Raw genomic sequence first — 22,168 nt, forward strand, 5'->3', positions numbered from 1 at the left:
GACAGACAGTCATGGCAACGGGCGACGCTCTTTCCACCCACGTCTTCGGCGTGCAGCTCGGCGGATACCTGGTCGAGTCGATCCAGGAGATCAGCGGGTTCACCGTCGAGGAGGATGTCGTCGAGGTCAAGCAGGTGACCTCCGAGGGCAAGCAGATCATCCGCAAGCAGCCGGGAGCCCGGCAGGCCGGCGAGATCACGATCACCCGGGGACTCGACCAGAGCAGCGAGTTCACCAAGTGGATCAAGGAGACCCTGAACAACGGGGCCGTGAACTCCGCACGCCAGAACCTCACGATCGAGATCAAGGACACCGAGGGCAACACGGTCCGCCGTATCCAGCTGCTGCAGGGCTGGGCCTCCAAGTGGGAGGGCCCGTCGCTGAAGGCGGGCGAGTCCTCCCCGGCCACCGAGTCCGTCACGATCGTGTTCGAGGAGATCGTCGTCGAATGAGGCGTCGTACGGTGACGGCGGGCAACCTGGAGGAACTCCTCCAGGCGACGGCGCCCGCCCCGGCGTCGGAGCAGACGGCGGCGGACACCCCGGCCGCGGCCACCCCGCCGCGCCGGGAGGAACACGGGCTGCGCACCGAGTTCGAGTTCGAACTGCCGCGCGGCTATGTGGACGACGACGGCACGGTGCACCGGCACGGCACGATGCGCCTGGCCACCGCCCGCGACGAACTGCGGCCCCAGATCGATCTGCGGGTCAAGGAGAACCCGGCGTATCTGAGCGTGGTGCTGCTGAGCCAGGTGATCACCCGGCTCGGCGGCATCACCGATGTGCACGCCGGGGTCGTGGAGCGGATGTACGCCACCGACGTCGCCTTCCTCCAGGACTTCTACCGCCGTGTCAACAGCGAGGGCCACACCCGCGCGGCGGTGACCTGCCCGCACTGCGAGGGCGCCTTCGAGGTCGACCTCTCGGGTGGGCGCCTGGGGGAATCGTGACGTACGCGCTTCCCCGGCTGCGGGAGGAGATCGCGTACGTCGCCTACCACTTCCACTGGGGGCGCGAGGAGATCCTCGACCTCACCCACGGCGAACGGCAGCAGTGGGTGGCCGAGATCGCCCGGATCAACACGCGGATGAACGAAGGCGGTTGAGTACATGGCATGGCGGGACAGGCTGCGCCGCCGGGCCGCGGAGCGGCCGGCGGCCGGCAGGTCCGGCGATTTCGGCCCGGCGGGCGTGGACCGGGACGTGAACGACGTCCCGGCCGCCGTCGTGCCCGCCGACTGGGACGGCGGCTGGCGCCGCACCACCGCGCCCCCGCTCACCGTCTCGCGCGCCCCGCTGGGCGTGAGCGACGGACTCACCTTCCGCGCGGGCCTCGCCGCCTGGCAGAACCCGGTCTTCGACACGGGCCTCGGCCACGCGGTGCTCCCCGACGCCCCGACCGGAATGGTCCGGGGGATCACCCGCCCCGCCACCCCGCTGGCCACCAGCGCCGGCGGGGGGCCACTGCTGCTCCGCGCGGTGTGGCGGGAGGGGGACGGCGCGGAGCGTGAGGCGCCGGGCGCGGCACGACCGCATCCGGTACGACCGGACACGGCACCCCGCCCGGACAGCACGGCCCCGGCGACTCCGGTCGCCCGACGGGTGCGCTCGTCCGGTACGGGGGCTTCGGGCGCGGCGCCCTCGACCCCCGGAACCTCGCGGCCCGGGTCCACGGGCTCCGGGCCTTCGGGTCCGGCACACTCCGGACCGGCGTCCACGGGCTCCGGGTCACCGGGATCGTCCGGTCCGGTGCCGTCGCGGTCCAGCCTTTCGAATCCCGGCTCGTCGGGTGCGGGGCGGCCGGGTTCGGTGTCGTCGGGTCCCGGGTCGTCCGGTGCGGGACGGTCCGGCCCGGTGTCGTCGGGTTCCGGGTTCTCCGGTGCGGGGCGGCCGGGTTCGGTGCCGTCGGGTGCGGGGCGGTCCGGCTCGGTGTCGTCGGGTTCCGGGGATTCCGGCGCAGGGGTGACCGGTCCGGCCTCCTCGCGCTCGGAGGCACCCGGCTCGGCACCTTCCGGACCTCGGGTTAGCGGTGGGGAGACGTCAGGCCGGGCGTCCTCGAATTCCGGTGCGCCCGTGGTGGCCCGTTCCACGGACGGCTCCCACGGCACTCCGGACAGCGGCGCCCCGGCGTCCCGTGGTCTCACGTCCACGACGTCCCCTGCCGTGCTCTCCGCGACACCTCCCGCTGTGCAGCGAGCCGTGACACCGGACAGCGGCACCGGCACTCCGGTGGTGGAACCTTCCGATCCCGCCCGCCCGCCGACCACTTCACCGATCCCGCTCGTACGACGCGTCTCCGTGATCCCCGGTACGCCCGCCTCCTCGCGTGCGCCGTCCGCGCAGCGCGCCGCCACGGAGGCGGGGCGCGAACGGAGTGGTGATCGACCGGGGAAATCCCAAGTGTCCGGCGCCGAGCCGTCTCGCCCGGCCACCCCATCACGGCCGGTGGGACCCCGATTGACGGTCGCCCGCCGCATGTCGGGACCCGCCCGCCGCGTCGCGGCCATCACCCCGGCGCGGGGCCACTCCGAGCCCTACGCACCTGCGGACAATGCCGCAACTGCGGGCAGTCGTGCCGCTGGGGCGATGGGGGTCCCCCCGCTCGAGCGAAGCCGAGAGCGGGGGAGGGTGGGCGCAGCGGCACCCGGCGAACGCCGGCGAGTGGAGCCCCCGCCCTCAGCCGCACCCCTCACGCCACAGAACACCGTCCAGCACACCGGCACCCGCCCACCGCTGGGAGCCCCGCTGACCGAACTGCCGCCCACGGCAACACCGTCGGGACAGCGGACGCCCGTCCCTCCCGCCGAGGGGCGACCCGCTCTTCCCATGGTCCAACGCCAGACCGAGGACACGACCCTCTCCAACACCCCTGCGGCGAACCCAAGTTCCACCCCCCGCCCCACCCGCCCCCGCACCCGAGGCGGCCTCGGCGCCCCCCTGCCCGCGCTACCCCCCAGCGCCGACCGAACCCCCCGCACGACCTCCACCCCCCTGCTGGGAACATCCGCAGTCCAGCGCGGCCTCGCGGAGGACCCGGCCGCACCGGTCACCCCGTCACCGACTCCCCCCGATCGGCATGCCGACGGACCGGCATGGGTGAGGCCGACCCCGACTCCGGCACCGAAGGGCCCGGCCGACCCCGTCGTACGAACGCCCGCGCCCGCCGGACCGGCGGCAGGGCTCACCCCCGTCGTCGTCGCCCGCGCCGTAGGCCCCGCCGTGGGCGTGACCACCAGGCCCGCCCCGGGCACGGCCCCCCGCACCCTCACGTTGCTCCCGGCCCGCCCCCTCACCCTCAACACCCGCGCCCCCGCGGGCGCGACACCTCCCGCCACGTCCCGTACCGGCCACGGCCGCCCCGTCGTGGCCGCACGCTGGACCACGGCCCTCGCCGCCTCCGTCCCACCCACCCGCACCCCCGCCCGCATCCCCACCCGCACCCCCGCGCCCCCACCCCTCCAGCGCTCCGCGACACCGCACCACCCGAGCCCCGCCGCACGCACCCCCGTCGTCGCCCCCGCCCCACCCCGGCCGGCCCCCGCCACGACGGCCACCCCCGGCCGCCCCCTCCCCGTGACCACCCTCCGGACCGCCCCCCTCGCCCACGCCCCGGCCGCACCGGAACCATCCCCCGTGGTCCGCCCGAGGACGGTGACCGGCCGCCCGGCCGCACCCCCCGTCCAGCGCGCCGCGCCGCACCCCGCCGGCGACCTGGCCGTACCGCCCAAGTCCCGCCCGGGACCCGCCCGTTCCCCTTCCCCCTCGCCCGCCGGTGACCTGGCCGTACCGGAGAAGCCCGGCAAGCAGGCCACCCGCGCGGCGGACAACCCGCAGACCCCCGGCGCCGACCTCGACGACCTCGCGCGCCGCCTGCTCGACCCCCTGGCCCGCCTCCTGCGCACCGAGCTGCGGCGCGGCCGGGAACGTACGGGCCGCCCCTACGACGGACGCCGCTGAGGGCACGGCACGGAACGGATGACGGACGGATGACGGACAACATCTTCGCGAGCAGCGTGTTCTTCCGGCTCACGATCGGCGGCAACGACCTGGGCGCCTTCAACACCTGCTCCGGCATGGGCGCCGAGGTGGAGATCGAGAGCTATGCCGAGGGCGGCAACAACGGCTTCTCCTGGCAGCTGCCCGGCCGGGTGACCTGGTCGAACATCACGCTCACCCGGCCGGTCACCGCCGACACGGCGAAGATCGGCCGCTGGCTGGACGAGACGCTGCGGCGGGTGGAGCCCAAGGACGGCGAGATCGTCGCGCTGAAGCCGGACCTCAGCCGGATCATCAGCTGGCAGGTGTTCGGGATCGTGCCGGTGCGCTGGCAGGGCCCGTCCTTCGACCCGAGCAGCTCGCAGGCCGCCATCGAGACCCTCGAGATCGCCCACGAGGGCCTGCGCCCCTCCTGACCGCCGCACCCCGCCCGAAAGGAAGTCCCGGCATGTCCACGATGTCCCGTTCCAGTCGGGCCAGGGCCCAGCTGACGCTGAAGGAGCCCCCGGCCTCCGTCGGCGCGAAGCCGGGCGGGACGCTCGCGCGGCTGAACCTGCAGTTCAACCCGAGCACCCTGCAGTTGCAGAAGACCACCGAGTGGCGGCGCACCCCGTCCCGGATGGCGGGGCAGTCGGCGCTGCCCGAGTTCGTCGGCAGCGGCCCGCGGACGCTGTCCCTGGAAGTGTTCCTGGACGCCACCGCCAAGCACGACGACTCCGTGGAGCAGGCGGTGGAGAAGCTGATGAAGGCGTGTGTGCCGACCCCGGCGAGCCTCGGCCGCAAGAAGCCGGCCAGCCCGTGGGTGCGGTTCGAGTGGGGGACCGCCCGCACGACCTCGTTCGACGGGGTGCTCTCCAGTCTGTCGGTGTCGTACACGCTGTTCGACGTGGACGGGAAGCCGCTGAGGGCCACCTGCCAGCTGTCGATCGAGGAGGCGAGCGTCGACCCGCCGGGCCAGAACCCGACCTCCGGCGCCCGCACGGCCCGCAGCACGCACACCGTCGTGGCGGGCGACAGCCTCGCCCTGCTGGCCTGGCGGGAGTACGGCGACGCGACCGCCTGGCGGGTCATCGCGGAGGCGAACCGGATCGACGACCCGATGGCTCTCGTACCCGGCACCGAACTGGTGGTGCCGGGACTGCGGGACGCGGACGGCGAGGAGGAACAGTGAGCACAGCCGTGGAACGGGGCGGCCGGTCCTTCGCGGCCGACCCCATCGTCGAGACCCCCGCCGAACTTCCGCCCATCTGGGCCGCCCAGCTCGTCAGTTGTGTGGTGGACGAGAACGTGGGCCTGCCGGACGCCGCGGTGCTGACCTTCCGCGACCCCGACCACGAGTTCCTGCAGAAGACCGGCATCACCATCGGCACCCCGCTGAAGGTGTCGGTGGTCACCGTGTCCGGGCAGGCGCGCGAGCGGCTGTTCAGCGGCGAGGTGACGGCCCTGGAGCTGGACCGGGACCGTACCGGCTCGTTCACGGTGGTGCGCGCCTACTCCCGGGCGCACCGGCTCCAGCGCGGCCGGAAGGTGGTGGCGTACCGGAACATGACGGCGGCGGCCATCGTCCGCAAGGTGGCGGCCGGGGCGGGGCTGGCCGTCGGTACCGTGCAGGCGGCGCCGGTCACCTACAAGCAGCTGTCGCAGGCGAACGTGTCCGACTGGGACTTCCTGCAGTTCCTGGCCGCCGAGAGCGGCGCGCAGGTGCGCGTCGACGACCAGGGGCTGCTGCAGTTCACCCGGCCGGAGAAGGCGTCCGGCGCGCCCGCGCCGTCCACGTCGGCCACCCGCCATCCGATGGTGCTGGAGTACGGGCGGAATCTGCTGGCGCTGCGGGCCTCCCTGTCGGCGGCGGACGGGGCGCAGCAGGTGGAGGTGCGCGGCTGGGACGTCACCACGAAGCGGCCCCTGGTGGCCGCCCGGCCGTCGGTGGACAGCGACGCGGTGGTGCCGGGGCTGAGCCCGGCGCTCGCCGCCCGGTTCGGGAAGGCGAAGCTGACCGTCACCGACACCCCGTACCGCACCCAGGCCGAGACGAAGGCGGTCGCCGACGCGGTCGCGGACCAGGTGAGTGCCGGGTTCGGCGAGCTGGAGGTGCTGGCCGAGGGCAATCCGAAGCTGCGGGCGGGCCGGCCGGTGGCGCTCGGCAACGTCGGGCAGGCCTTCACCGGCAAGTACACGGCGACGGCCGTGCAGCACGTCCTCGAACCGCACGGCGGCTACCGTACGACGGTGTGGGTGAGCGCCAGCCCGGACCGCTCCCTGACCGGCCTGGTCACCGGCGCCAACGCCCCCTCCCGGGGTCCGCGCATCCCCGGTCTGGCGATCGGGGTGGTCACCGACGTGCGCGAGCCGGGCGGGGCCGAGAGCGGCGCGGTGAAGCTCAAATTCCCCTGGCTGGACGACACCTACGTCACCGACTGGGTGCGCACCGTGCAATGGGGCGGCAAGGGCGGCGGGGGAGTGGTGAGCCCCGAGGTCAACGACGAGGTGCTGGTCGGCTTCGAACAGGGCCTGCTGGACAGCCCGTACGTCATCGGCGGGCTCTACAACGGCGTGGACAAGCCCTCGCCGCACGACGTCCCGCTGATCGACAAGACCACCGGCAAGGTCAACCGCCGCTCCGTCGTGTCGCGTTCGGGCCACCGCGTGGAACTGCTGGACGCGCGGGCGCCCGGCCGCTCCGGGGTACGGCTGCTGACCGCCGACGAGCACATGGAGGTGTTCCTCGACGACCGCCGGGACCGGATCGAGCTGACCGTGTACTCCGGCAAGGGCACGGCCCGGCAGCCGCTCAGCTCCGTCGTGCTCGACAGGAAGGGCATCACCCTGGACGCGGGACGCGGCGACGTGAGCGTGTCGGGCCGCAACGTGGACATCCAGGGCCGGGTCGACGTCAAGATCGGCGGCCGCAACGTGAACGTCACCGGCAGTACCGGGGTCACCGTCGACGGCGGTCTCCTCGGCGTCCTCAAGGCCAAGCTCATCCGCATCAACTGACCCCGCCCGCCGCCCCTGTCCGACATCCTCCGAGGAGAGCCGCATGCCAGCCGCAGCCCGTACCGGTGACCCCACCGACCACGGCGGCCGGATCACCACCCCGCCGCCCGCCGCCGCGCGGTCGGTGGCGACCGTCCTGATCGGCGGCAGGCCCGCCGCCGTCGTGGGCAGCCTGCATGTCTGCGTGGTGCCCCCGCACGTGCTCATGGGTCCCGCCAACGTGATCCTGCCCAACCCGGCCGGGCTCACCTCGGGACAGGTCCTCGTCGGCGGGCTGCCGGCCGCTCGGGCCCGCGACCGGACCGCGTGCGGCGCGACCGTGCTGCCCGGCGCCCTGAACGTCGTGATCGGCGGTGTCGTGTGAGCGAGCGGTTCATCGGCCGAGGCTGGGGCTTCCCCCTGCGGGTCGGACCCACCGGCGGCATCGCCCTGGTCGAACGGGAACGGGAGATCGAGGAGGCCATCCGGCTGGTCCTCGGCACCGCGCCCGGCGAACGCCCCATGCGCCCCGAGTTCGGCTGCGGCATCCACGACTATGTCTTCGCCCCCGGCGACGGCGCCACCGCCGGACGCATCGCGCAGCAGGTGCGCGAGGCCCTGGAACGGTGGGAGCCGAGGATCGCCGTGGACGACGTCGTCGTCGCCTTCGACGCGGTCGAGGACGGCACCCTCTACATCGACGTGCACTACACCCTGCGATCCACCAACGACCGGCGCAACCTGGTCTTTCCCTTCTACACGATCCCCTCCGAGGAGGGGGCCGAGGAAGCGGGCGCGGACTGATGGCCCTGCCCTCCCCGAACCTGGACGACCGGCGGTTCCAGCAACTCGTCGACGAGGCCAAGCGGTACGTCCGCCGGCGCGCCCCCGAGTGGACCGACCACAACGTCTCCGACCCGGGCGTCACCCTGATCGAGACGTTCGCCTACCTCGTCGACCAGCTGCTGTACCGGCTCAACCGGGTCCCGGACAAGAACTACACCGCGTTCCTCGACCTGTTGGGCATCCGCCTGTTCCCGCCCACGGCGGCCGCCGCCGACGTCGACTTCTGGCTCTCGGCACCGCAGCCCGACACGGTCGCCCTGCCCCCGGGCACCGAGGTGACCACGGCGGGCGGCGAGTCCGACGAACCCGTCGTCTTCACCACCACCGGTGAACTGCGCATCCTGCCCAGCGAACTGACCCGCCTGGTCACCGCGCCGAAGACCGGCGAGCAGAGCGACCGCACCGGCATGCTCGCCGACGGCCTCGACATCCCCTGCTTCCAGACCCGGCCGGAGCCCGGCGACGCGCTGCTGTTCGGCCTGCCCACGGCGGTGCCGCGCTGCATCGTCGCCGTCCGCCTGGACAGCCGCGTCGAGGGCATCGGCGTCGACCCGCGCCAGCCCCCGCTGGTGTGGGAGGCCTGGGACGGCGGCGGATGGCGGCCCTGCGAGACCGGCCCCGACACCACCGGCGGCCTCAACCGGCCCGGCGAGATCATCGTCCACGTGCCCGCCGGGCACACCGCGTCGGTCATCGGCGGCACCCGCGCCGGCTGGCTGCGCTGCCGGGTCACCGAGGCGGAGCCGGACCAGCCGTTCTACTCGGAGTCCCCGACCGTGCGCGAGGCGTCGGTGTTCACCGTCGGCGGCACCATGGCCGTCGAACACGCCGAGACCGTCACCGACGTACCGCTCGGCACCTCCGAGGGCGTCGCCGGACAGTCGTTCCGGCTCGCCCGCCCGCCGGTCCTCCTCGACGCCGGGCCGCCCGTGGTCGAGGTCTCCACCGACGACGGATGGCAGCACTGGGACGTGGTCGAGCACTTCGGCCGCTCCGGGCCCGCCGACCGGCACGTCCGGGTGGACGCCACCACCGGCGAGTTCCTCTTCCCGCCGGCCCTGCGCGAACCCGACGGCACCCTGCGCCAGTGCGGCGCCGTACCGCCCAAGGGCGCGCGCATACGGGTGGCCCGCTACCGCACCGGCGGCGGGCCCGCCGGCAACGTGGCACGCGGCGCGATCTCCGTCCTGCTCAGCTCCGTGCCGTACATCGCCCAGGTCACCAACCGGGAGGCGGCACGCGGCGGGGTGGCCGGCGAGACCGTCGACAACGCCCGGCGGCGCGCCCCCGAGGCGCTCCGTATGCAGGACCGCGCGGTGACGGCGGAGGACTACGAGATCATCAGCCGCCAGGCGGCACCCTCCGTCCGCCGGGTGCGCTGCCTGCCGGCCGCCGACGCGCCCGGCGCGGTACGGGTCCTGGTGGTGCCGGACGCGGTGGCCGACGAGGGCGACGACCGGCTGCGCTTCGAGCAGCTGATCCCCTCCGACCAGGTGCTCGCGGCGATCACCGCGAGCCTCGACGAACGACGGCTCATCGGCACCCGCCTCGTCGTCGAGCCGCCGGTCTACCAGGGCGTCACCGTCGTGGCCCGGCTCTCGACGGCCCCCGGCGACACCGACCGGGTCCGCGCCGCCGCCCTCGACGCGCTCTACGCCCACCTCAACCCGCTGGCCGGCGGCCCGGACGGCACCGGCTGGCCCTTCGGGCGGCCCGTCCAGTACGGCGAGATCTTCGGGGTGCTGCAACGCGCCACCGGCAACGCACTGGTCGAAGAGGTCCGGCTGTTCCCCGCCGACCCCGTCACCGGCCGGCGCGGCGCCCCGACGGACCGCATCGACCTGGCGGCGGGCGCGCTCGTCTTCTCGTACCAGCACCAGGTGGTCGTCACGGCGGTCGGGGCGGAGGGCCGGGGATGAGCCGCGCCGCGATACCCGGCCTGCCGAGCCAGTACCCCATCGGCGGTCAGCTGCCCGCGCTGTACGCCGACGACGACTTCGCGCAACGGTTCACGGCGGGGCTCGACACGGTCCTCGCCCCGGTGTTCTCCACCCTCGACAACCTGCCCGCCTACCTCGACCCCCGGGTGGCGCCGGTCGACTTCCTGGTGTGGCTGGCGTCCTGGGTGGGCGCCGCCGACGATCCGCAGTGGCCCGAGGAACGGCGCCGCGAGGCCGTCGCCCGCGCGGTGGAGCTGCACCGGTGGCGCGGCACCCGGCGCGGACTGGTCGAGGCGCTGCGGCTGGCGCTCGGCGTGGACGCCGAGGTGACCGGCGACGGGGGCGCGGTGTGGTCGTCCACCGCGGCCTCCGGCCTGCCGCCCGAGCCGCCCGCCGAGGTGCTGGTACGGGTCCGGGCGGCCGGCGCGGTGGATGTGGACAGGGTCCACGAGATCGTGCGGGCCATGAGCCCGGTCCACACGGCGTTCCGGGTGGAGGTCCTGGCCGCCCCGCCCCCCGAGGAAGGAACCTGACGCATGCGCGCATGTCCCGCCTGCGGAGCGTCCAACGACCCCACGGACGACTTCTGCGGCAACTGCGGTACGTACCTGGGCTGGTCGGACACCCCACCCCCGCCGAGCCGCGCGACGACGGCTCCGGAGGACCCTCCGGCGGGTACGGCGCCCTCCGCCGTTCCGGGCCGCCCGGCCGCCGTGGAGCCCGGGGCGGACCCGGCACCCGCCGATGCCTCGGCGGCGGCGGGTCCGGCGGCCTCGGCGCGGTCGGTCCCGTCGGCCGGTCCGGGGCGACAGACCGCCCGTCCGGCTGCCGCGGAACCCGGGGCGGGGCAGATCCCCGACACCCCCTCGGCGGCCGTCCCCGCGCCTCCCGCACTCCCCGCGCCCATGGAGCTCCCGGCCGTCCCGGCGCCCCCGGCCCTCCCGGACGTCACCCCGGAGGTGTCCGGGGCGGACCTCACGGAGGGCGGGCCCCTGTCGGCCGCGCGTGCCCTCGGCGCGTCGCTGCGTTCCCGGCTCACGGGCGGCGGGTCCGACGAGGCGGGCGTCCCCGACGCGACGACCCCGGACGACCCGGCCGCGGATGCCGCCCACACCGACGCCCACACCGACGCCGACGCCGACGCCGACGCCGACGCCGACGCCGACGCCGACGCCGATGCCGATGCCGACGCCGATGCCGACGCCGACGACGGGCCCGGTCCCCGCACGTCCCAAGGCCACGGCGCCACCCCCGCCCCCGCGCCCGTCCCACCGGCGCCCCCGCCCGTAGCCCCCCGCGCTCCCGCCGTTCCGCCCTCCCCGGCCGCGCCACCCCCCGCCCCCGCGTCCGGCCCCGTCGGCCCCGTCCTCCCCGCGAAACCGGTGGCCCCCCGCCCCGTGATCCGGCCCACGGTCGTCGAGGAGGGCGACGTGGTGGGCCGGACGTGTCCGGTCTGCGGGACGGTCAACCGTCCCGAGCGCCGCTTCTGCCGGCGCTGTGCCGCCGAACTCAGCCCCGCCGAGAAGCCCGCCCCCCTCCCGTGGTGGCGGACGATGTGGCCGCTTCGGCGGCGCAGGCGGACCGGGTCGGGATCGGGGTTCCGGTTCGCCGTGATCCTGGCCGTGGTGCTGGCCCTGTGCGCGGCGGGTTTCCTGTTGCTGCCCGCCGGACGGGCCCTGATCGAGGACACCCGCGACAAACTCGGCAAGGCCACCCCCATCACCCCGGCCGGTGTGGAGGCGAGCGCGGCCGTGCGCGGCCATCCGGCCACGGACACCACGGACGGACTCAGCGACCGCTACTGGGGCGCGCCCGGACCCGGCGCCTCCGTGACCTACACCTTCCGCAAGCCGTTCCGTCTCGTCGACCTGATCATCACCAACGGCGCGTCCACATCCCCGGAGGCGTACGCCCGTCAGGGCCGCGCCCTCCAGATGGACCTGGAGGTGACCGCCGAGGACGGCACCAAGCACCGCAAGGAGATCACCCTCAGCGACAAGGCCGGTCCTCAGACGATCCCCACCGGGATGAGCGACGTGAAGTCGGTACGGCTGGTGCTGAGTTCACCCGCGGGCCTCACAAAGGGAGGTCATCTGGCCCTGGCGGAGGTGGAGTTCTTCCAGCGGAGCTGACGGCACGGCGTACGGAAGCCCGCTCGTACGCCCTCATCGCGGCGACAGGACCGCGAAGCAACGGCCGGGGCCGCCACCCCCCACAGGAGAGGCCCCGGCCGTCGCGCGGCACGGGCCGCGCGGCGGCCCGTACTCCCTACAGCGCCATGAGTGCGGTTTCTGTCACACCTCATGTGTCACGGGTTAATTGCATCTTGGACGAACGTGGACGGGGAGAGGATTCAGGCCGTAACGTGCCTTTCGCGCCAGGTCCGGGCGGACACTTGACCACGAACCGCCCAAGGCCGGAAACCGCAACCACCGATTGAGCAACCACGACGGCGAGCAACCCGGTCCGCGAGAGCGGCGCCGGTTCAGGCGCAGAAGGGCGCGCGCGTGTGCTGGGGGACGACGTGGAGCTGACCGCCGCGGTGCGTGCGGCCCAGGACGGGGACGAGACCGCTTTCCGGACTGTGTACCGCGCGGTGCATCCGCGGCTGCTGGGATATGTGCGGACACTGGTGGGGGAGCCCGACGCCGAGGACGTGACGTCCGAGGCGTGGCTGCAGATCGCCCGTGACCTGGACCGTTTCACCGGGGACGCGGACCGGTTCCGCGGCTGGGCGGCCCGGATCGCCCGCAACCGGGCGCTGGACCACATCAGGATGCGCGGGCGCCGCCCCGCGATCGGCGGCGACGAGACCGAGCTGACCGGTCGGGCCGCCGAGTCCGACACCGCGGGGGAGGCCATCGAGGCGCTGGCCACCGACGGCGCGTTCGACCTCATCTCCCGGCTGCCGCAGGACCAGGCCGAGGCCGTCGTCCTGCGGGTGGTGGTGGGCCTCGACGCCAAGTCCGCCGCCGAGACGCTGGGCAAGCGTCCGGGTGCCGTACGGACGGCCGCGCACCGGGGTCTGAAGCGGCTGGGGGAGTTGCTCGGCGGCGTTCCGGAGGGCCATCCGGAATCCGGCGGCGGGCTCGGCGCCCTTCCTCCCCAGCGAGCACCCCGCCGTCGTACGGTGACGTCCGCGAGTGTGACGCAGATGCGAGCGCGGACGCAGAAGGACATGTGATGGCCGACGACCAGTACAGGTGGCTGGACCGCGCGACAGCGGAGCGCTTACTGAGCGGAGAGCCCCCCGAAGCCGTCGACCCCGCCGCCCGTGACCAGGCCCGACGGCTCGCCGGAACACTGCGCGCGCTCTCCGCCCCACCCCCGGCGGACGGCGAGGAACTCCCCGGAGAGGCGGCCGCCCTGGCCACCTTTCGCAAGGTCCGGGAGGAAGAGGAGGGACGGGAGGAGACGGCCCCCGACACGGCCGGGCCGGCCGGAACACGACCCTCCGACGTCGGCCTCTTCCGTCTCGACATCCCGCGCGGAGATCGTTCCGGAACCCCGGACGGACCCCGCCGGCCCCGCCCCCTGCGCCTCGGACTGGCCGCCGCGCTCGTCGTCGGTATGGTCGGCGGCGCGGCCGTCCTGGCCGGTACCGGAGTCCTGTCCGGGCCGTCCGGCGGCTCAGGGACCGACCCGGCCGCCTCCGCCTCCGGTACGCACCGCGAGCAGCCCCCGATCTCGTCTCCGCCGAAGGGCGGCGCGCCGGGCGGTCCGACCCCCGAGGGGGAGCATCCGGACGGCGCCGCCGGTACGGCCGAGAGCGGGACGGACGCCGACGGATCGGGTGCGCCGGGCGAGAACGACCGGGACACGGGGGAGAACGCGGCCCGCTCCGGGCGCGGCTGGAAGCAGCTCGCCGCGTCCTGCCGCGCCTGGCGCGACGGCGAGAGGCTGAACGGCGAGCGCCGGCACCTCCTCGAGAACGCGGCGGGCGGCTCCTCCCACGTCGGCACGTACTGCGAGGGCGTGCTGTCCACGACGGACCCCTCCGGCGGTTCGGGCACGTCGGGAACCTCCGGCACATCCGATGCCTCCGGCGCCGAGGAGGGCACCCACCCGGGCAACGGCAACGGCAACGGCAACGGCGGCGGCAACGCCAACGGCCAGGGCAACGGCAACGGCAACGGCAACGGCAAGAACAAGGGGCAGAAGGGCCAGGGCCAGTCCAACGGCTCCGACCAGGGCAACGGCGGGAACAGCCCGAAGAAGAGCGACTACGACGACAGCGAGGACGAGGACGACGACCAGGGCGGCCAGGGCGACAACGGCAACGGCAACGGTGGCGACAATGGCAACGGCAATGACAACAACCAATGAAGCTGCCTCTGACCTGCGTCTTTGTCGACGGCTGAAGTTTCCTCCCCGCCGGGTGTGACACTTTCGGCGCGTGTGGCGCAGTACTGAGTGAGCCGACTGGTCATCGGCTGTCGCACTGAGCCGGGGTTCCCCCCGTACCCACGGCTCGTGCACCTCGGCGCGGGCGGGACACGTTCCCCCGGTCCCGCCCGCGCCCTCTCTCACCAGTGCACGACGACCTTGTCGCCGTTGCGCACCTGCCCGTACAGCCGGGCGATCGCACCCTCGTCCCGTACGTTGACGCAGCCGTGCGAGGCACCGCCGTAGCCCCGCGCGGCGAAGTCGGCCGAGAAGTGCACGGCCTGGCCGCCGCTGAAGAACATGGCGTACGGCATCGGCGAGTCGTAGAGCGTGGACACATGGTGGCGGGACTTCCAGTAGACCTGGAACACACCCTCACGGGTCGGTGTGTATTCGGAGCCGAAGCGGACCGGCATCGTGTCCACCGTCCGCCCGTCGATCATCCAGCGCAGGGTGCGGCTCGACTTGCTGATGCACAGCACACGGCCGTTCCGGCAGCGCGGGTCGGGCGCGTCGGCCGGCTGTCCGCCCATCAGATACAGCTCCCACTTGCCCGGTTCACGCGTCATGCCGAGCAGCCGCTGCCAGGTGACGGAGTCCGTCACCCCGGTCCCCGGCAGCCCGCGCTTGCCCTGGAAGCCCCGGACCGCCTTCGTCGTAGCGTCGTCGTACGTTCCCGTCGGCCCCTCGAAGATCCAGGCGACCTGCCGCAGCCGGGCCTGGAGTTCGCGTATGTCCCGCCCGGAGTCCCCGGGCGACCACAGCACACGCGGCGCCGGGGCGCCGGGAGGAGGAGAGGACTTCTCGGGGCCGGCCGGAGCCGGCGCCTTCGACGCCGTGGACTTTGGTGCCGGCGCGGACGGCGTCCGGCTCGGCACCTCGATCCGTACCGGCGACCCGCCCTTCCCGTCGGCTCCCGCCGGCTGCACCGTGCAGCCGGCCGTACCCGCCGTCATGGCGGCCAGCGCCGCGAGACCCGCGATTCCCTTCCGCCCCACGCCCGTACTACGCACACCGGCCCCCGTCGTCTCATCGGCCGGGCCCCGCCGGCCGTCACCTGAGATGTTCCCCGGACGTGACCGCCGGCGAACAAGGGGGCATGGTGGTGAGTGACCGGAAGACGACGAGGACGACGTCCGCCGAGGCGGGGCTGTGAGCGGGGTCCCACCGAGGCTGTGAGGAAGGTCCCAGCCTGCGCCCCTCCACCGGGCCGCACACGCACCGCTACAGTCCGTCGAAGGGTCGGCCGTACTGACGGGTACAGGGCGAGCAAGTCGAGCAACGCCGCTCAGCGGGAGGCATCACACCATGGCGCGCGAGTCGGGCAGTGCCCGGTCCACCGAGAGTGGACTGCCCATCGAACCGGTCTACGGCCCGGAGGCCCTCGAGGGCTGGGACCCGGCCGAGAGGCTGGGGGAGCCGGGGGCGTACCCCTTCACCCGGGGCGTGTACCCGTCGATGTACACCGGCCGGCCCTGGACGATGCGCCAGTACGCCGGTTTCGGCACGGCGACGGAGTCCAACGCCCGCTACCAGCAGCTGATCGCCAACGGCACGATGGGTCTGTCGGTCGCCTTCGACCTGCCCACCCAGATGGGCCACGACTCCGACGCCCCGATCGCGCACGGCGAGGTCGGCAAGGTGGGTGTCGCCATCGACTCGGTCGACGACATGCGGGTGCTGTTCGGCGGGATCCCGCTGGACAAGGTGTCCACGTCGATGACGATCAACGCGCCCGCCGCGGTCCTGCTGCTCCTGTACCAACTGGTCGCCGAGGAGCAGGGCGTGCCGGCGGACAGGCTCACCGGCACGATCCAGAACGACGTGCTGAAGGAGTACATCGCGCGGGGCACGTACATCTTCCCGCCGAAGCCGTCCCTGCGGCTGATCGCGGACATCTTCAAGTACTGCCGGGCCGAGATCCCGAAGTGGAACACGATCTCGATCTCCGGCTACCACATGGCGGAGGCGGGCGCGTCGCCCGCGCAGGAGATCGCGTTCACCCTCGCGGACGGCATCGAGTACGTCCGTACGGCGGTCGCGGCCGGCATGGACGTCGACGACTTCGCCCCGCGGCTGTCGTTCTTCTTCGTCGCGCGTACGACGATCCTGGAGGAGGTCGCCAAGTTCCGCGCGGCCCGCAGGATCTGGGCGCGGGTGATGAGGGAGGAGTTCGGCGCGAAGAACCCCAAGTCGCTGATGCTGCGCTTCCACACGCAGACGGCCGGGGTGCAGCTGACGGCCCAGCAGCCCGAGGTGAACCTGGTCCGCGTCGCCGTCCAGGGCCTGGGCGCGGTGCTCGGCGGCACCCAGTCGCTGCACACCAACTCCTTCGACGAGGCGATCGCGCTCCCCACCGACAAGTCCGCCCGGCTCGCCCTGCGCACCCAGCAGGTCCTCGCGTACGAGACGGACGTGACGGCGACGGTCGACCCATTCGCGGGCTCCTACGTGGTCGAGAGGATGACCGACGACGTGGAGGCGGCGGCCCTCGGCCTGATGCGGAAGGTCGAGGACCTCGGCGGCGCGGTCAACGCCATCGAGCACGGCTTCCAGAAGAACGAGATCGAGCACTCCGCCTACCGCATCGCCCAGGAGACCGACTCGGGCGAACGCGTCGTGGTCGGCGTCAACCGCTTCCAGCTCGACGCGGAGGAGCCGTACGAGCCCCTGCGTGTCGACCCGGCCATCGAGGCCCAGCAGGCCGAGCGCCTGGCGAAACTCCGCGCGGAGCGCGACCGGCAGGCGGTCGACGCGGCCCTCACCGCCCTGAAGAAGGCGGCGACCGGCGAGGACAACGTCCTCTACCCGATGAAGGACGCGCTGAAGGCCCGCGCCACGGTCGGCGAGGTCTGCAACGCGCTGCGCGAGGTCTGGGGCACCTACGTGCCGAGCGACGCGTTCTGACCTGGTCGGATACTCCGTATGAGTGATCACGGGCGGAAGCCGTCCGGCCCCGGTTACTCTCGTGGAGAGTGGGCCCCGAAAAGGAGGACGCCATGGCCGTACTGCAGCAGGAGCTGACCCTGGGCGAGGCTGCCGACCAGCTCACCCGTGCACTGCCGGGCCACCGCGTGGAGATTCTCCAGGGGAGGCTCACTGTGACACCGCTGCCGGACGGCTCGCATGCTCTGTCGCTGACGAAGCTGGGCAGGGCCCTTGACCGGGCAGGGCTCGTCGAGGCCGGGTGCGAGTACGTCCAGGGCATCGGGCTGTGGCTGCCCACTTTGCCCTCGGACTTCGCCATCCCCGACCTGTCCATCGTCGACGTGGACTTCCGGGACGCCCATGTCACGAAGAACTACTACGCGCCGAACGTCTTCCGCATGGTCGTCGAGGTCACGTCGTCGAACTGGTCCGACGACCTTGGACCCAAGGTCGAGTGCTATGCCCAGGCCGGTATCCCGGTCTACCTGATCGTGGACCGCAAACACGACGAGGTCGTGCTCTACACCGAACCGGCCGACGGCAGGTACCCCGATCCCCAGTACTTCAAGCGGGGCCAGGACGTCGTCGTACCGGGGTCGGTCGGTGTGAGTGCCGAGATCCCGGTGGATACCCTTCTCGACGGCTGAGACACCCGGCCCGGCAAGGGTGACGTAGTCCTCAGCCGCGGCTGAAGCGTGCCAGGTACCCGGTGAGACCGGCCGGGGTGTCGCCCGCCCAGCCCACGTAACCGTCCGGCCGGATGAGGAACAGCCCGGTGCCGTACGTCGCGTGCGCCGGGCCCCGCACCAGCCGTACGGCGGCGGGCGGCTCGGGGGCGGCGACGCCCAGCGCCAGCAGGGTCCAGTGCGGTCCCCGGAACGCGTCGAAGAGCCGTACGCCGTCCACCGTGGCGTCCGGGGCCCGGTCACCCGCGCGGACCGGGCCGGGCGCCGTCCGCGCCTCCGTGGTGAGCGCCGACCCGGGATAGCCGATGCCCAGCTGCCGGGTGGCGTCGCCCCGCCGGGTCTCGCCCCGGTGGACGCTCGTGGTCAGGCCCAGCATCTGCCCGGCGATCGGGCGCCGCTCCTCCTCGTACGAGTCCAGCAGCGCGGCGTCCGCCCCGTCGCCCAGCACCGCGCCCAGCTTCCAGCCCAGGTTGTAGGCGTCCTGCACGCTGGTGTTGAGGCCCTGCCCGCCGGCCGGGGAGTGCACGTGCGCCGCGTCGCCGGCGAGGAAGACCCGGCCCACCCGGAACCGGTCGGCGAGCGCGGCCCGCGGCCGGAAGTCCGAGGCCCAGCGGACCTCCGTGACGGCCTCGGCGGCGAGATGCGAGCGGGCGGCGACGACCTGCCGTATGCCGTCGAGGGAGAGGTCCACCTCCGTGCCCTCCGCGAACCGGGCCACCAGCTGGAAGTCCTCCGTCCCGGCCAGCGGGCAGACGGCCAGCAGGTCCGCGGTGCCCTCACCCTGCGGGAAGAAGTGCCAGTTGTCCCGGTCCAGGCCGGTGATCCGCACGTCCGCCACCAGGCTGGGAAGCGGGTCGACGTCCTCCCCGGTCATCCCGACGCCCACCGCCCGGCGCACCACGGAACGGCCGCCGTCCGCCGCGACCAGATACCGGGCGCGCACCGGTCCGCCGGACGTGAAGTGCGCGGTGACCCCGTCCTGGTCCTGTGTGACACCGGTGACCTCACGGCCGTAGGAGACCTTGCCGCCGAGCTCCTCCAGCCGCTCCAGCAGGATCCGCTGGGTGCGCCACTGCGGGACCATCCAGGGGGCGTTGTACGGCGCGTCCTCCGTCGGCTCGGCCGGCTCGAACATGTGGTGCTCGCCGACCCGCTCGCCGTCGCGCCAGATCATCCCGACGGGGTAGCCGCCGCCCGCCGCGTGGATCGCGTCCAGCACGCCCAGGTCGTCGAAGACCTCCATGGTGCGCGGCTGCATCCCCTTGCCGCGTGAACCGGGGAACAGCGACTCCCCCCGCTCCACCACCAGCGCGGGGACCCCGCGCCGGGCCAGGTCGATGCCCAGGGCGAGTCCGGTCGGTCCGGCGCCCACGATCAGCACATGGGTGTCACTCATGATCCACTCTCCTTAACGTCGTTAAGTGATGCGTCCTCCAGAGCGTGTCCCTAACGGTGTTAAATTGTCAAGCGTGAGCACGGAACGACGCGCCCCCCTGGACCGCCGACGGGTCGCCGACACGGCACTGGAACTGCTGAACGAGGTGGGCCTGGACGGCCTGAGCCTGCGCGCCATCGCCAGGGAACTGGACGTCAAGGCACCCGCCCTCTACTGGCACTTCAAGGACAAACAGGCCCTGCTCGACGAGATGGCGACGGAGATGTACCGCCGGATGGTCGCCGAGGGCGCACCCGACCCGGACGACACCTGGCAGGAGCGGCTGCTGAAGGCCAACCGCGGCCTGCGTACGGCGCTGCTCGCCTACCGCGACGGCGCGAAGGTGTTCAGCGGCTCACGCTTCACCGGCATCGAGCACGCCGAGCACATGGAGGGCATGCTGCGGCTGCTCACCTCCGCCGGTTTCACCCTCGCCCGCGCCGTTCGCGCGCTCAACACGACCTACCTGTACACACTCGGGTTCGTCACCGAGGAACAGGGCGTCATCCCGCTGCCCGGGGAGCGCCGGGAGGGCTACGACCTGGACGAACGCGCCCGCATGATGGCCGATCACCCCCTGACGGCCCAGGCCGGCCCGGAGATCTTCGAGAACTTCGACCGCAACTTCGAGGAGGGTCTCGCCCTGATCGTCACAGGGATCGAGGCCCGCCAAGGGGAGCGCTGAGGTTCAGGAGGCGCGCAGGAACGCCGAGAGGGAGGCCTTGCCGAGGTAGGTGAAGCGGGTGGTGCCGGTGAGGTGCTTGCCCAGGGCCTCCTCGATGCCGGGCCACTTGGGATCGCCGAAGTCGTCGAGTACGACGATGCCGCCCGGCGCGGCGATCTCCTCCGCCCACTGAAGGTCCTTCGCGACCCCCTCCGCCGAGTGGTCGCCGTCGACGACGATCACGCCGTAACGGCGGTCCGAGACGGCGGCACGGGTGTCCGGGTCCTCGGAGAAGCCCTTCCGGATCCGGGCCGCCACACCCGCCGGACCGGCCAGGGCGAGATTGGTGCGTACGGCGGCCTCGTCGACCGGGGTGCCGGAGGGGTCGGAACGCCGTGGGGTGCCGGGCTGGAGCTGTACACCGGCGAACGGGTCGACGATCGTCACGCTCGGCTCCCGGCCGTCGCGCTCCAGCATCCGGATCAGCCCGGCGGAGAACATGCCGTACAGCGTCCCGATCTCCAGGATCTCGTCGTTCGGCGGACCGAGGAGCGGGATCGTGCCGAGCTTGCCGCAGATGTTCATGGTGCCGCCCGCGATCCGCCCCGCCCCGAGCGACTCCAGCGCGACCAGCAGCCGGTACGCGGCGGCGACGTTGCGCACGGCCGCGTCCCGGTCGCCGGCCAGCTCCGCCACCTCGGAGTGCAGCCGGTCCAGCGGGCCGGGGCTCACGATCCGGGACAGTCCGCGCCCCGACGGGCCGAGCAGCAGATCGAGGGTGAGCTGCCGGCGCCGCACCGTCTCCACCGCGTCCCGCAGCGCCTCTCTGTCCGCCGCGTCGGCGGCGGCCGCCGCCCGCAGCCGCCGGTCGATGCGCTGGTCGATGAGATCGGCGACCGGGCGCAGCAGACGCCGGGAAGCGGAACTGGTCAGCAGGGAACGGCTGTTCATGAACCGGAGCCTCAATCCGTCGGAAGCAGGGTGAGTGTGGTGCGGTTCGTGGTGTGGAACAGGCTAGGTGTGCGGTCGCTGTGCGCCAGGGTGGCGAGTGGAGCGGCGGACGAACATACGGCGAACAGCGGATGGCGCGTACGGGACACCGGCGCCGGGCGGGTCAGCCGAGCAGCCTGCGCAGGTTCAGCTTCCCCCACAGCAGGCTGGTGGCGAACGACAGCGCCATCACCAGGGCCACCAGGCCGACCAGCAGCGCCCCCGCCGCCGGTGCGCTCAGGTCCGGTGAGACCAGCGGGGTGACGATCTCCTCGACGAACAGCACATGCACCATGTACGCGCCGAGCGCGGCGTCGGCGAGCCTCCGCAGCAGCGGGCGCCGCTTCTCGGGGACGTGGATCCTGCTGACCAGGAGCAGCACGCAGATGCTCATCGCGGCGACGAAGAGGTGCGCGTTGGGCATCACGTAGTGGATCTGCGTGTTGTACCAGAGCGCGCCGAGCATCGTCAGCGGCAGGAGGACGTACAGCGGCCGGCGCCTGCTCACGATCCCGGCGGGGAGGGCGAAGAGGAGCGCGCCGCCGACCGCGTACACCAGGGAGTAGGTGCCGAACCCCCAGGCCACCGGGGCCGTTTCACGGCCTGTGACCTCGGTGGTCGTGGTCAGCACACTGGGCAGCACCGCCATGCCGAGCAGCGCCGCGCCGAGACCGTACGGGCGCTTGCCCGCCTTGATCAGCATCGCGAAGGCGAGCAGCATGATGACCGGGATGTACGTGTACATGAACCACAGGTGGTACGCGGGCTCCACGGAGCCGAAGAGGGAGTACTCCGCGAGCTCCGTCATCGGGCGGTCGTTGCGGCCGCGCAGCCAGGCCCAGACGAGGTAGACCGCCGTCCACGCGAAGAGCGGGACGGTGTTGCGGACGATCCGCTGCCACATGCGGGCGCTGTTTCGTGGGGGTGCGCCGACGAGGACGGCCCAGCCGGCTATGGCGAAGTACATCGGGACGGCGAAGGGGTTGATCGCCTCGGCGATGTGGCCCGCCCAGTACGAACCCGAGCCGTTCGAGGGGTCGTTGCCGGTGGCACGGATGAACTGGGCGCCCACGTGGCCCAGCATGATCGTGGCGGAGCAGATCAGCCGCATCAGGTCGATGTCGTAGCGGTGTTCCCTCGCGGGGGCGGGGGTCTGTTCCCGGGCGGGGCCGCCTGGTTGCTGCGGCAGGCGGTGTACGGCGATGTCGTTCGGCACCGCGTCACTTTCGGGGGGTGTGGTGTACGGGAGTTGTCGGCTGGGTGGCAGGGGTGTGGCCGGTGCGTCTCGGTTGACGGGCGGGGCACCCGTGCCGCCCAACTGCG

The 22,168-nt window shown here is 73.1% G+C and carries 21 protein-coding genes; 17 read left to right on the top strand and 4 right to left on the bottom strand.

Annotated features, from left to right (window positions below; translation table 11 throughout):
* The first annotated feature begins 11 nt into the window (after positions 1-11).
* The 14 genes from ACGFR9_RS05425 (at position 12) to ACGFR9_RS05490 (ending at position 14,082) form a co-directional block, all read left to right on the top strand.
* A complete protein-coding gene (locus tag ACGFR9_RS05425) occupies positions 12-452 on the top strand; it encodes a phage tail protein (protein ID WP_030228789.1) in 441 nt (146 codons plus the stop codon).
* Positions 449-949, top strand: a complete 501-nt coding sequence (locus ACGFR9_RS05430) for a hypothetical protein (RefSeq protein ID WP_393203161.1) — start codon at positions 449-451, stop codon at positions 947-949. The genes ACGFR9_RS05425 and ACGFR9_RS05430 overlap by 4 nt, the downstream gene beginning before the upstream one ends.
* A complete protein-coding gene (locus ACGFR9_RS05435) occupies positions 946-1,104 on the top strand; it encodes a DUF6760 family protein (RefSeq protein WP_199809079.1) in 159 nt (52 codons plus the stop codon). The genes ACGFR9_RS05430 and ACGFR9_RS05435 overlap by 4 nt, the downstream gene beginning before the upstream one ends.
* Before the next feature lie 1,990 nt (positions 1,105-3,094).
* Positions 3,095-3,955, top strand: coding sequence for a hypothetical protein (locus tag ACGFR9_RS05440; protein ID WP_393203163.1), 861 nt, complete (start codon positions 3,095-3,097; stop codon positions 3,953-3,955).
* Positions 3,956-3,984: 29 nt separating this feature from the next.
* A complete protein-coding gene (locus tag ACGFR9_RS05445) occupies positions 3,985-4,410 on the top strand; it encodes a phage tail protein (protein ID WP_030229548.1) in 426 nt (141 codons plus the stop codon).
* Between the two features lie 32 nt (positions 4,411-4,442).
* Positions 4,443-5,165, top strand: coding sequence for a LysM peptidoglycan-binding domain-containing protein (locus tag ACGFR9_RS05450; protein ID WP_393203165.1), 723 nt, complete (start codon positions 4,443-4,445; stop codon positions 5,163-5,165).
* The gene (locus tag ACGFR9_RS05455) at positions 5,162-6,991 is read left to right on the top strand and encodes a VgrG-related protein (RefSeq protein WP_393203167.1); all 1,830 of its coding nucleotides are present in this window, start codon (positions 5,162-5,164) and stop codon (positions 6,989-6,991) included. The genes ACGFR9_RS05450 and ACGFR9_RS05455 overlap by 4 nt, the downstream gene beginning before the upstream one ends.
* 43 nt (positions 6,992-7,034) lie before the next feature.
* Complete coding sequence (locus tag ACGFR9_RS05460; protein WP_393203169.1) at positions 7,035-7,355, top strand: PAAR domain-containing protein; 321 nt, start codon at positions 7,035-7,037, stop codon at positions 7,353-7,355.
* Positions 7,352-7,774, top strand: a complete 423-nt coding sequence (locus ACGFR9_RS05465) for a GPW/gp25 family protein (protein ID WP_030229539.1) — start codon at positions 7,352-7,354, stop codon at positions 7,772-7,774. Before ACGFR9_RS05460 ends, ACGFR9_RS05465 begins: the two co-directional genes overlap by 4 nt.
* The gene (locus ACGFR9_RS05470) at positions 7,774-9,735 is read left to right on the top strand and encodes a putative baseplate assembly protein (protein ID WP_393203171.1); all 1,962 of its coding nucleotides are present in this window, start codon (positions 7,774-7,776) and stop codon (positions 9,733-9,735) included. The genes ACGFR9_RS05465 and ACGFR9_RS05470 overlap by 1 nt, the downstream gene beginning before the upstream one ends.
* Positions 9,732-10,289, top strand: coding sequence for a phage tail protein (locus ACGFR9_RS05475; RefSeq protein ID WP_393203173.1), 558 nt, complete (start codon positions 9,732-9,734; stop codon positions 10,287-10,289). The genes ACGFR9_RS05470 and ACGFR9_RS05475 overlap by 4 nt, the downstream gene beginning before the upstream one ends.
* A gap of 3 nt (positions 10,290-10,292) precedes the next feature.
* The gene (locus ACGFR9_RS05480; RefSeq protein WP_393203175.1) at positions 10,293-11,888 is read left to right on the top strand and encodes an NADase-type glycan-binding domain-containing protein; all 1,596 of its coding nucleotides are present in this window, start codon (positions 10,293-10,295) and stop codon (positions 11,886-11,888) included.
* Between the two features lie 377 nt (positions 11,889-12,265).
* Positions 12,266-12,940 carry an RNA polymerase sigma factor gene (locus ACGFR9_RS05485; RefSeq protein ID WP_393203177.1) on the top strand — a complete coding sequence of 225 codons (675 nt, stop codon included), beginning with the start codon at positions 12,266-12,268 and terminating at the stop codon, positions 12,938-12,940.
* The gene (locus ACGFR9_RS05490; RefSeq protein WP_393203179.1) at positions 12,940-14,082 is read left to right on the top strand and encodes a hypothetical protein; all 1,143 of its coding nucleotides are present in this window, start codon (positions 12,940-12,942) and stop codon (positions 14,080-14,082) included. The genes ACGFR9_RS05485 and ACGFR9_RS05490 overlap by 1 nt, the downstream gene beginning before the upstream one ends.
* Positions 14,083-14,282: 200 nt before the next feature.
* Here ACGFR9_RS05490 and ACGFR9_RS05495 read toward each other — a convergent pair whose 3' ends face one another.
* Positions 14,283-15,098, bottom strand: coding sequence for a L,D-transpeptidase family protein (locus tag ACGFR9_RS05495; RefSeq protein WP_393203993.1), 816 nt, complete (start codon positions 15,096-15,098; stop codon positions 14,283-14,285).
* Positions 15,099-15,450: 352 nt separating this feature from the next.
* Between ACGFR9_RS05495 and ACGFR9_RS05500 the strand changes: the two genes are divergently transcribed.
* Together ACGFR9_RS05500 and ACGFR9_RS05505 are read left to right on the top strand one after the other, a co-directional pair.
* Positions 15,451-17,049: a methylmalonyl-CoA mutase gene (locus ACGFR9_RS05500; protein ID WP_030220775.1), complete on the top strand. Its 1,599-nt coding sequence runs from the start codon at positions 15,451-15,453 to the stop codon at positions 17,047-17,049.
* 92 nt (positions 17,050-17,141) lie between these two features.
* Entirely contained in the window at positions 17,142-17,717 is a 576-nt protein-coding gene (locus ACGFR9_RS05505; protein WP_393203182.1) for a Uma2 family endonuclease, read from the top strand.
* 31 nt (positions 17,718-17,748) lie between these two features.
* Here ACGFR9_RS05505 and ACGFR9_RS05510 read toward each other — a convergent pair whose 3' ends face one another.
* A complete protein-coding gene (locus ACGFR9_RS05510; protein ID WP_393203184.1) occupies positions 17,749-19,152 on the bottom strand; it encodes an FAD-dependent oxidoreductase in 1,404 nt (467 codons plus the stop codon).
* 73 nt (positions 19,153-19,225) lie between these two features.
* Here ACGFR9_RS05510 and ACGFR9_RS05515 point away from each other — a divergent pair, with 73 nt between their 5' ends.
* On the top strand, positions 19,226-19,876 hold the full coding sequence (locus ACGFR9_RS05515) for a TetR/AcrR family transcriptional regulator (protein WP_393203186.1): 651 nt from the start codon (positions 19,226-19,228) through the stop codon (positions 19,874-19,876).
* A gap of 3 nt (positions 19,877-19,879) precedes the next feature.
* Here the strand turns inward: ACGFR9_RS05515 and ACGFR9_RS05520 are convergent, their stop codons facing one another.
* Both ACGFR9_RS05520 and ACGFR9_RS05525 read right to left on the bottom strand, forming a co-directional pair.
* Positions 19,880-20,806: a class I SAM-dependent methyltransferase gene (locus ACGFR9_RS05520; protein WP_393203188.1), complete on the bottom strand. Its 927-nt coding sequence runs from the start codon at positions 20,804-20,806 to the stop codon at positions 19,880-19,882.
* A gap of 163 nt (positions 20,807-20,969) precedes the next feature.
* Positions 20,970-22,061 carry an acyltransferase gene (locus tag ACGFR9_RS05525; RefSeq protein ID WP_393203190.1) on the bottom strand — a complete coding sequence of 364 codons (1,092 nt, stop codon included), beginning with the start codon at positions 22,059-22,061 and terminating at the stop codon, positions 20,970-20,972.
* Positions 22,062-22,168 lie beyond the last annotated feature (107 nt).

The sequence above is a fragment of the Streptomyces sp. NPDC048584 genome (assembly GCF_043199595.1).
Classification (GTDB): Bacteria; Actinomycetota; Actinomycetes; order Streptomycetales; family Streptomycetaceae; genus Streptomyces; species Streptomyces edwardsiae.

Coding starts and splice junctions, on each gene's coding strand:
- ACGFR9_RS05425 (WP_030228789.1), top strand. CDS start 12: ATGGCAACGGGCGACGCTCTTTCCACCCACGTCTTCGGCGTGCAGCTC.
- ACGFR9_RS05430 (WP_393203161.1), top strand. CDS start 449: ATGAGGCGTCGTACGGTGACGGCGGGCAACCTGGAGGAACTCCTCCAG.
- ACGFR9_RS05445 (WP_030229548.1), top strand. CDS start 3,985: ATGACGGACAACATCTTCGCGAGCAGCGTGTTCTTCCGGCTCACGATC.
- ACGFR9_RS05450 (WP_393203165.1), top strand. CDS start 4,443: ATGTCCACGATGTCCCGTTCCAGTCGGGCCAGGGCCCAGCTGACGCTG.
- ACGFR9_RS05460 (WP_393203169.1), top strand. CDS start 7,035: ATGCCAGCCGCAGCCCGTACCGGTGACCCCACCGACCACGGCGGCCGG.
- ACGFR9_RS05470 (WP_393203171.1), top strand. CDS start 7,774: ATGGCCCTGCCCTCCCCGAACCTGGACGACCGGCGGTTCCAGCAACTC.
- ACGFR9_RS05475 (WP_393203173.1), top strand. CDS start 9,732: ATGAGCCGCGCCGCGATACCCGGCCTGCCGAGCCAGTACCCCATCGGC.
- ACGFR9_RS05480 (WP_393203175.1), top strand. CDS start 10,293: ATGCGCGCATGTCCCGCCTGCGGAGCGTCCAACGACCCCACGGACGAC.
- ACGFR9_RS05490 (WP_393203179.1), top strand. CDS start 12,940: ATGGCCGACGACCAGTACAGGTGGCTGGACCGCGCGACAGCGGAGCGC.
- ACGFR9_RS05495 (WP_393203993.1), bottom strand. CDS start 15,098: ATGACGGCGGGTACGGCCGGCTGCACGGTGCAGCCGGCGGGAGCCGAC.
- ACGFR9_RS05500 (WP_030220775.1), top strand. CDS start 15,451: ATGGCGCGCGAGTCGGGCAGTGCCCGGTCCACCGAGAGTGGACTGCCC.
- ACGFR9_RS05505 (WP_393203182.1), top strand. CDS start 17,142: ATGGCCGTACTGCAGCAGGAGCTGACCCTGGGCGAGGCTGCCGACCAG.
- ACGFR9_RS05510 (WP_393203184.1), bottom strand. CDS start 19,152: ATGAGTGACACCCATGTGCTGATCGTGGGCGCCGGACCGACCGGACTC.
- ACGFR9_RS05520 (WP_393203188.1), bottom strand. CDS start 20,806: ATGAACAGCCGTTCCCTGCTGACCAGTTCCGCTTCCCGGCGTCTGCTG.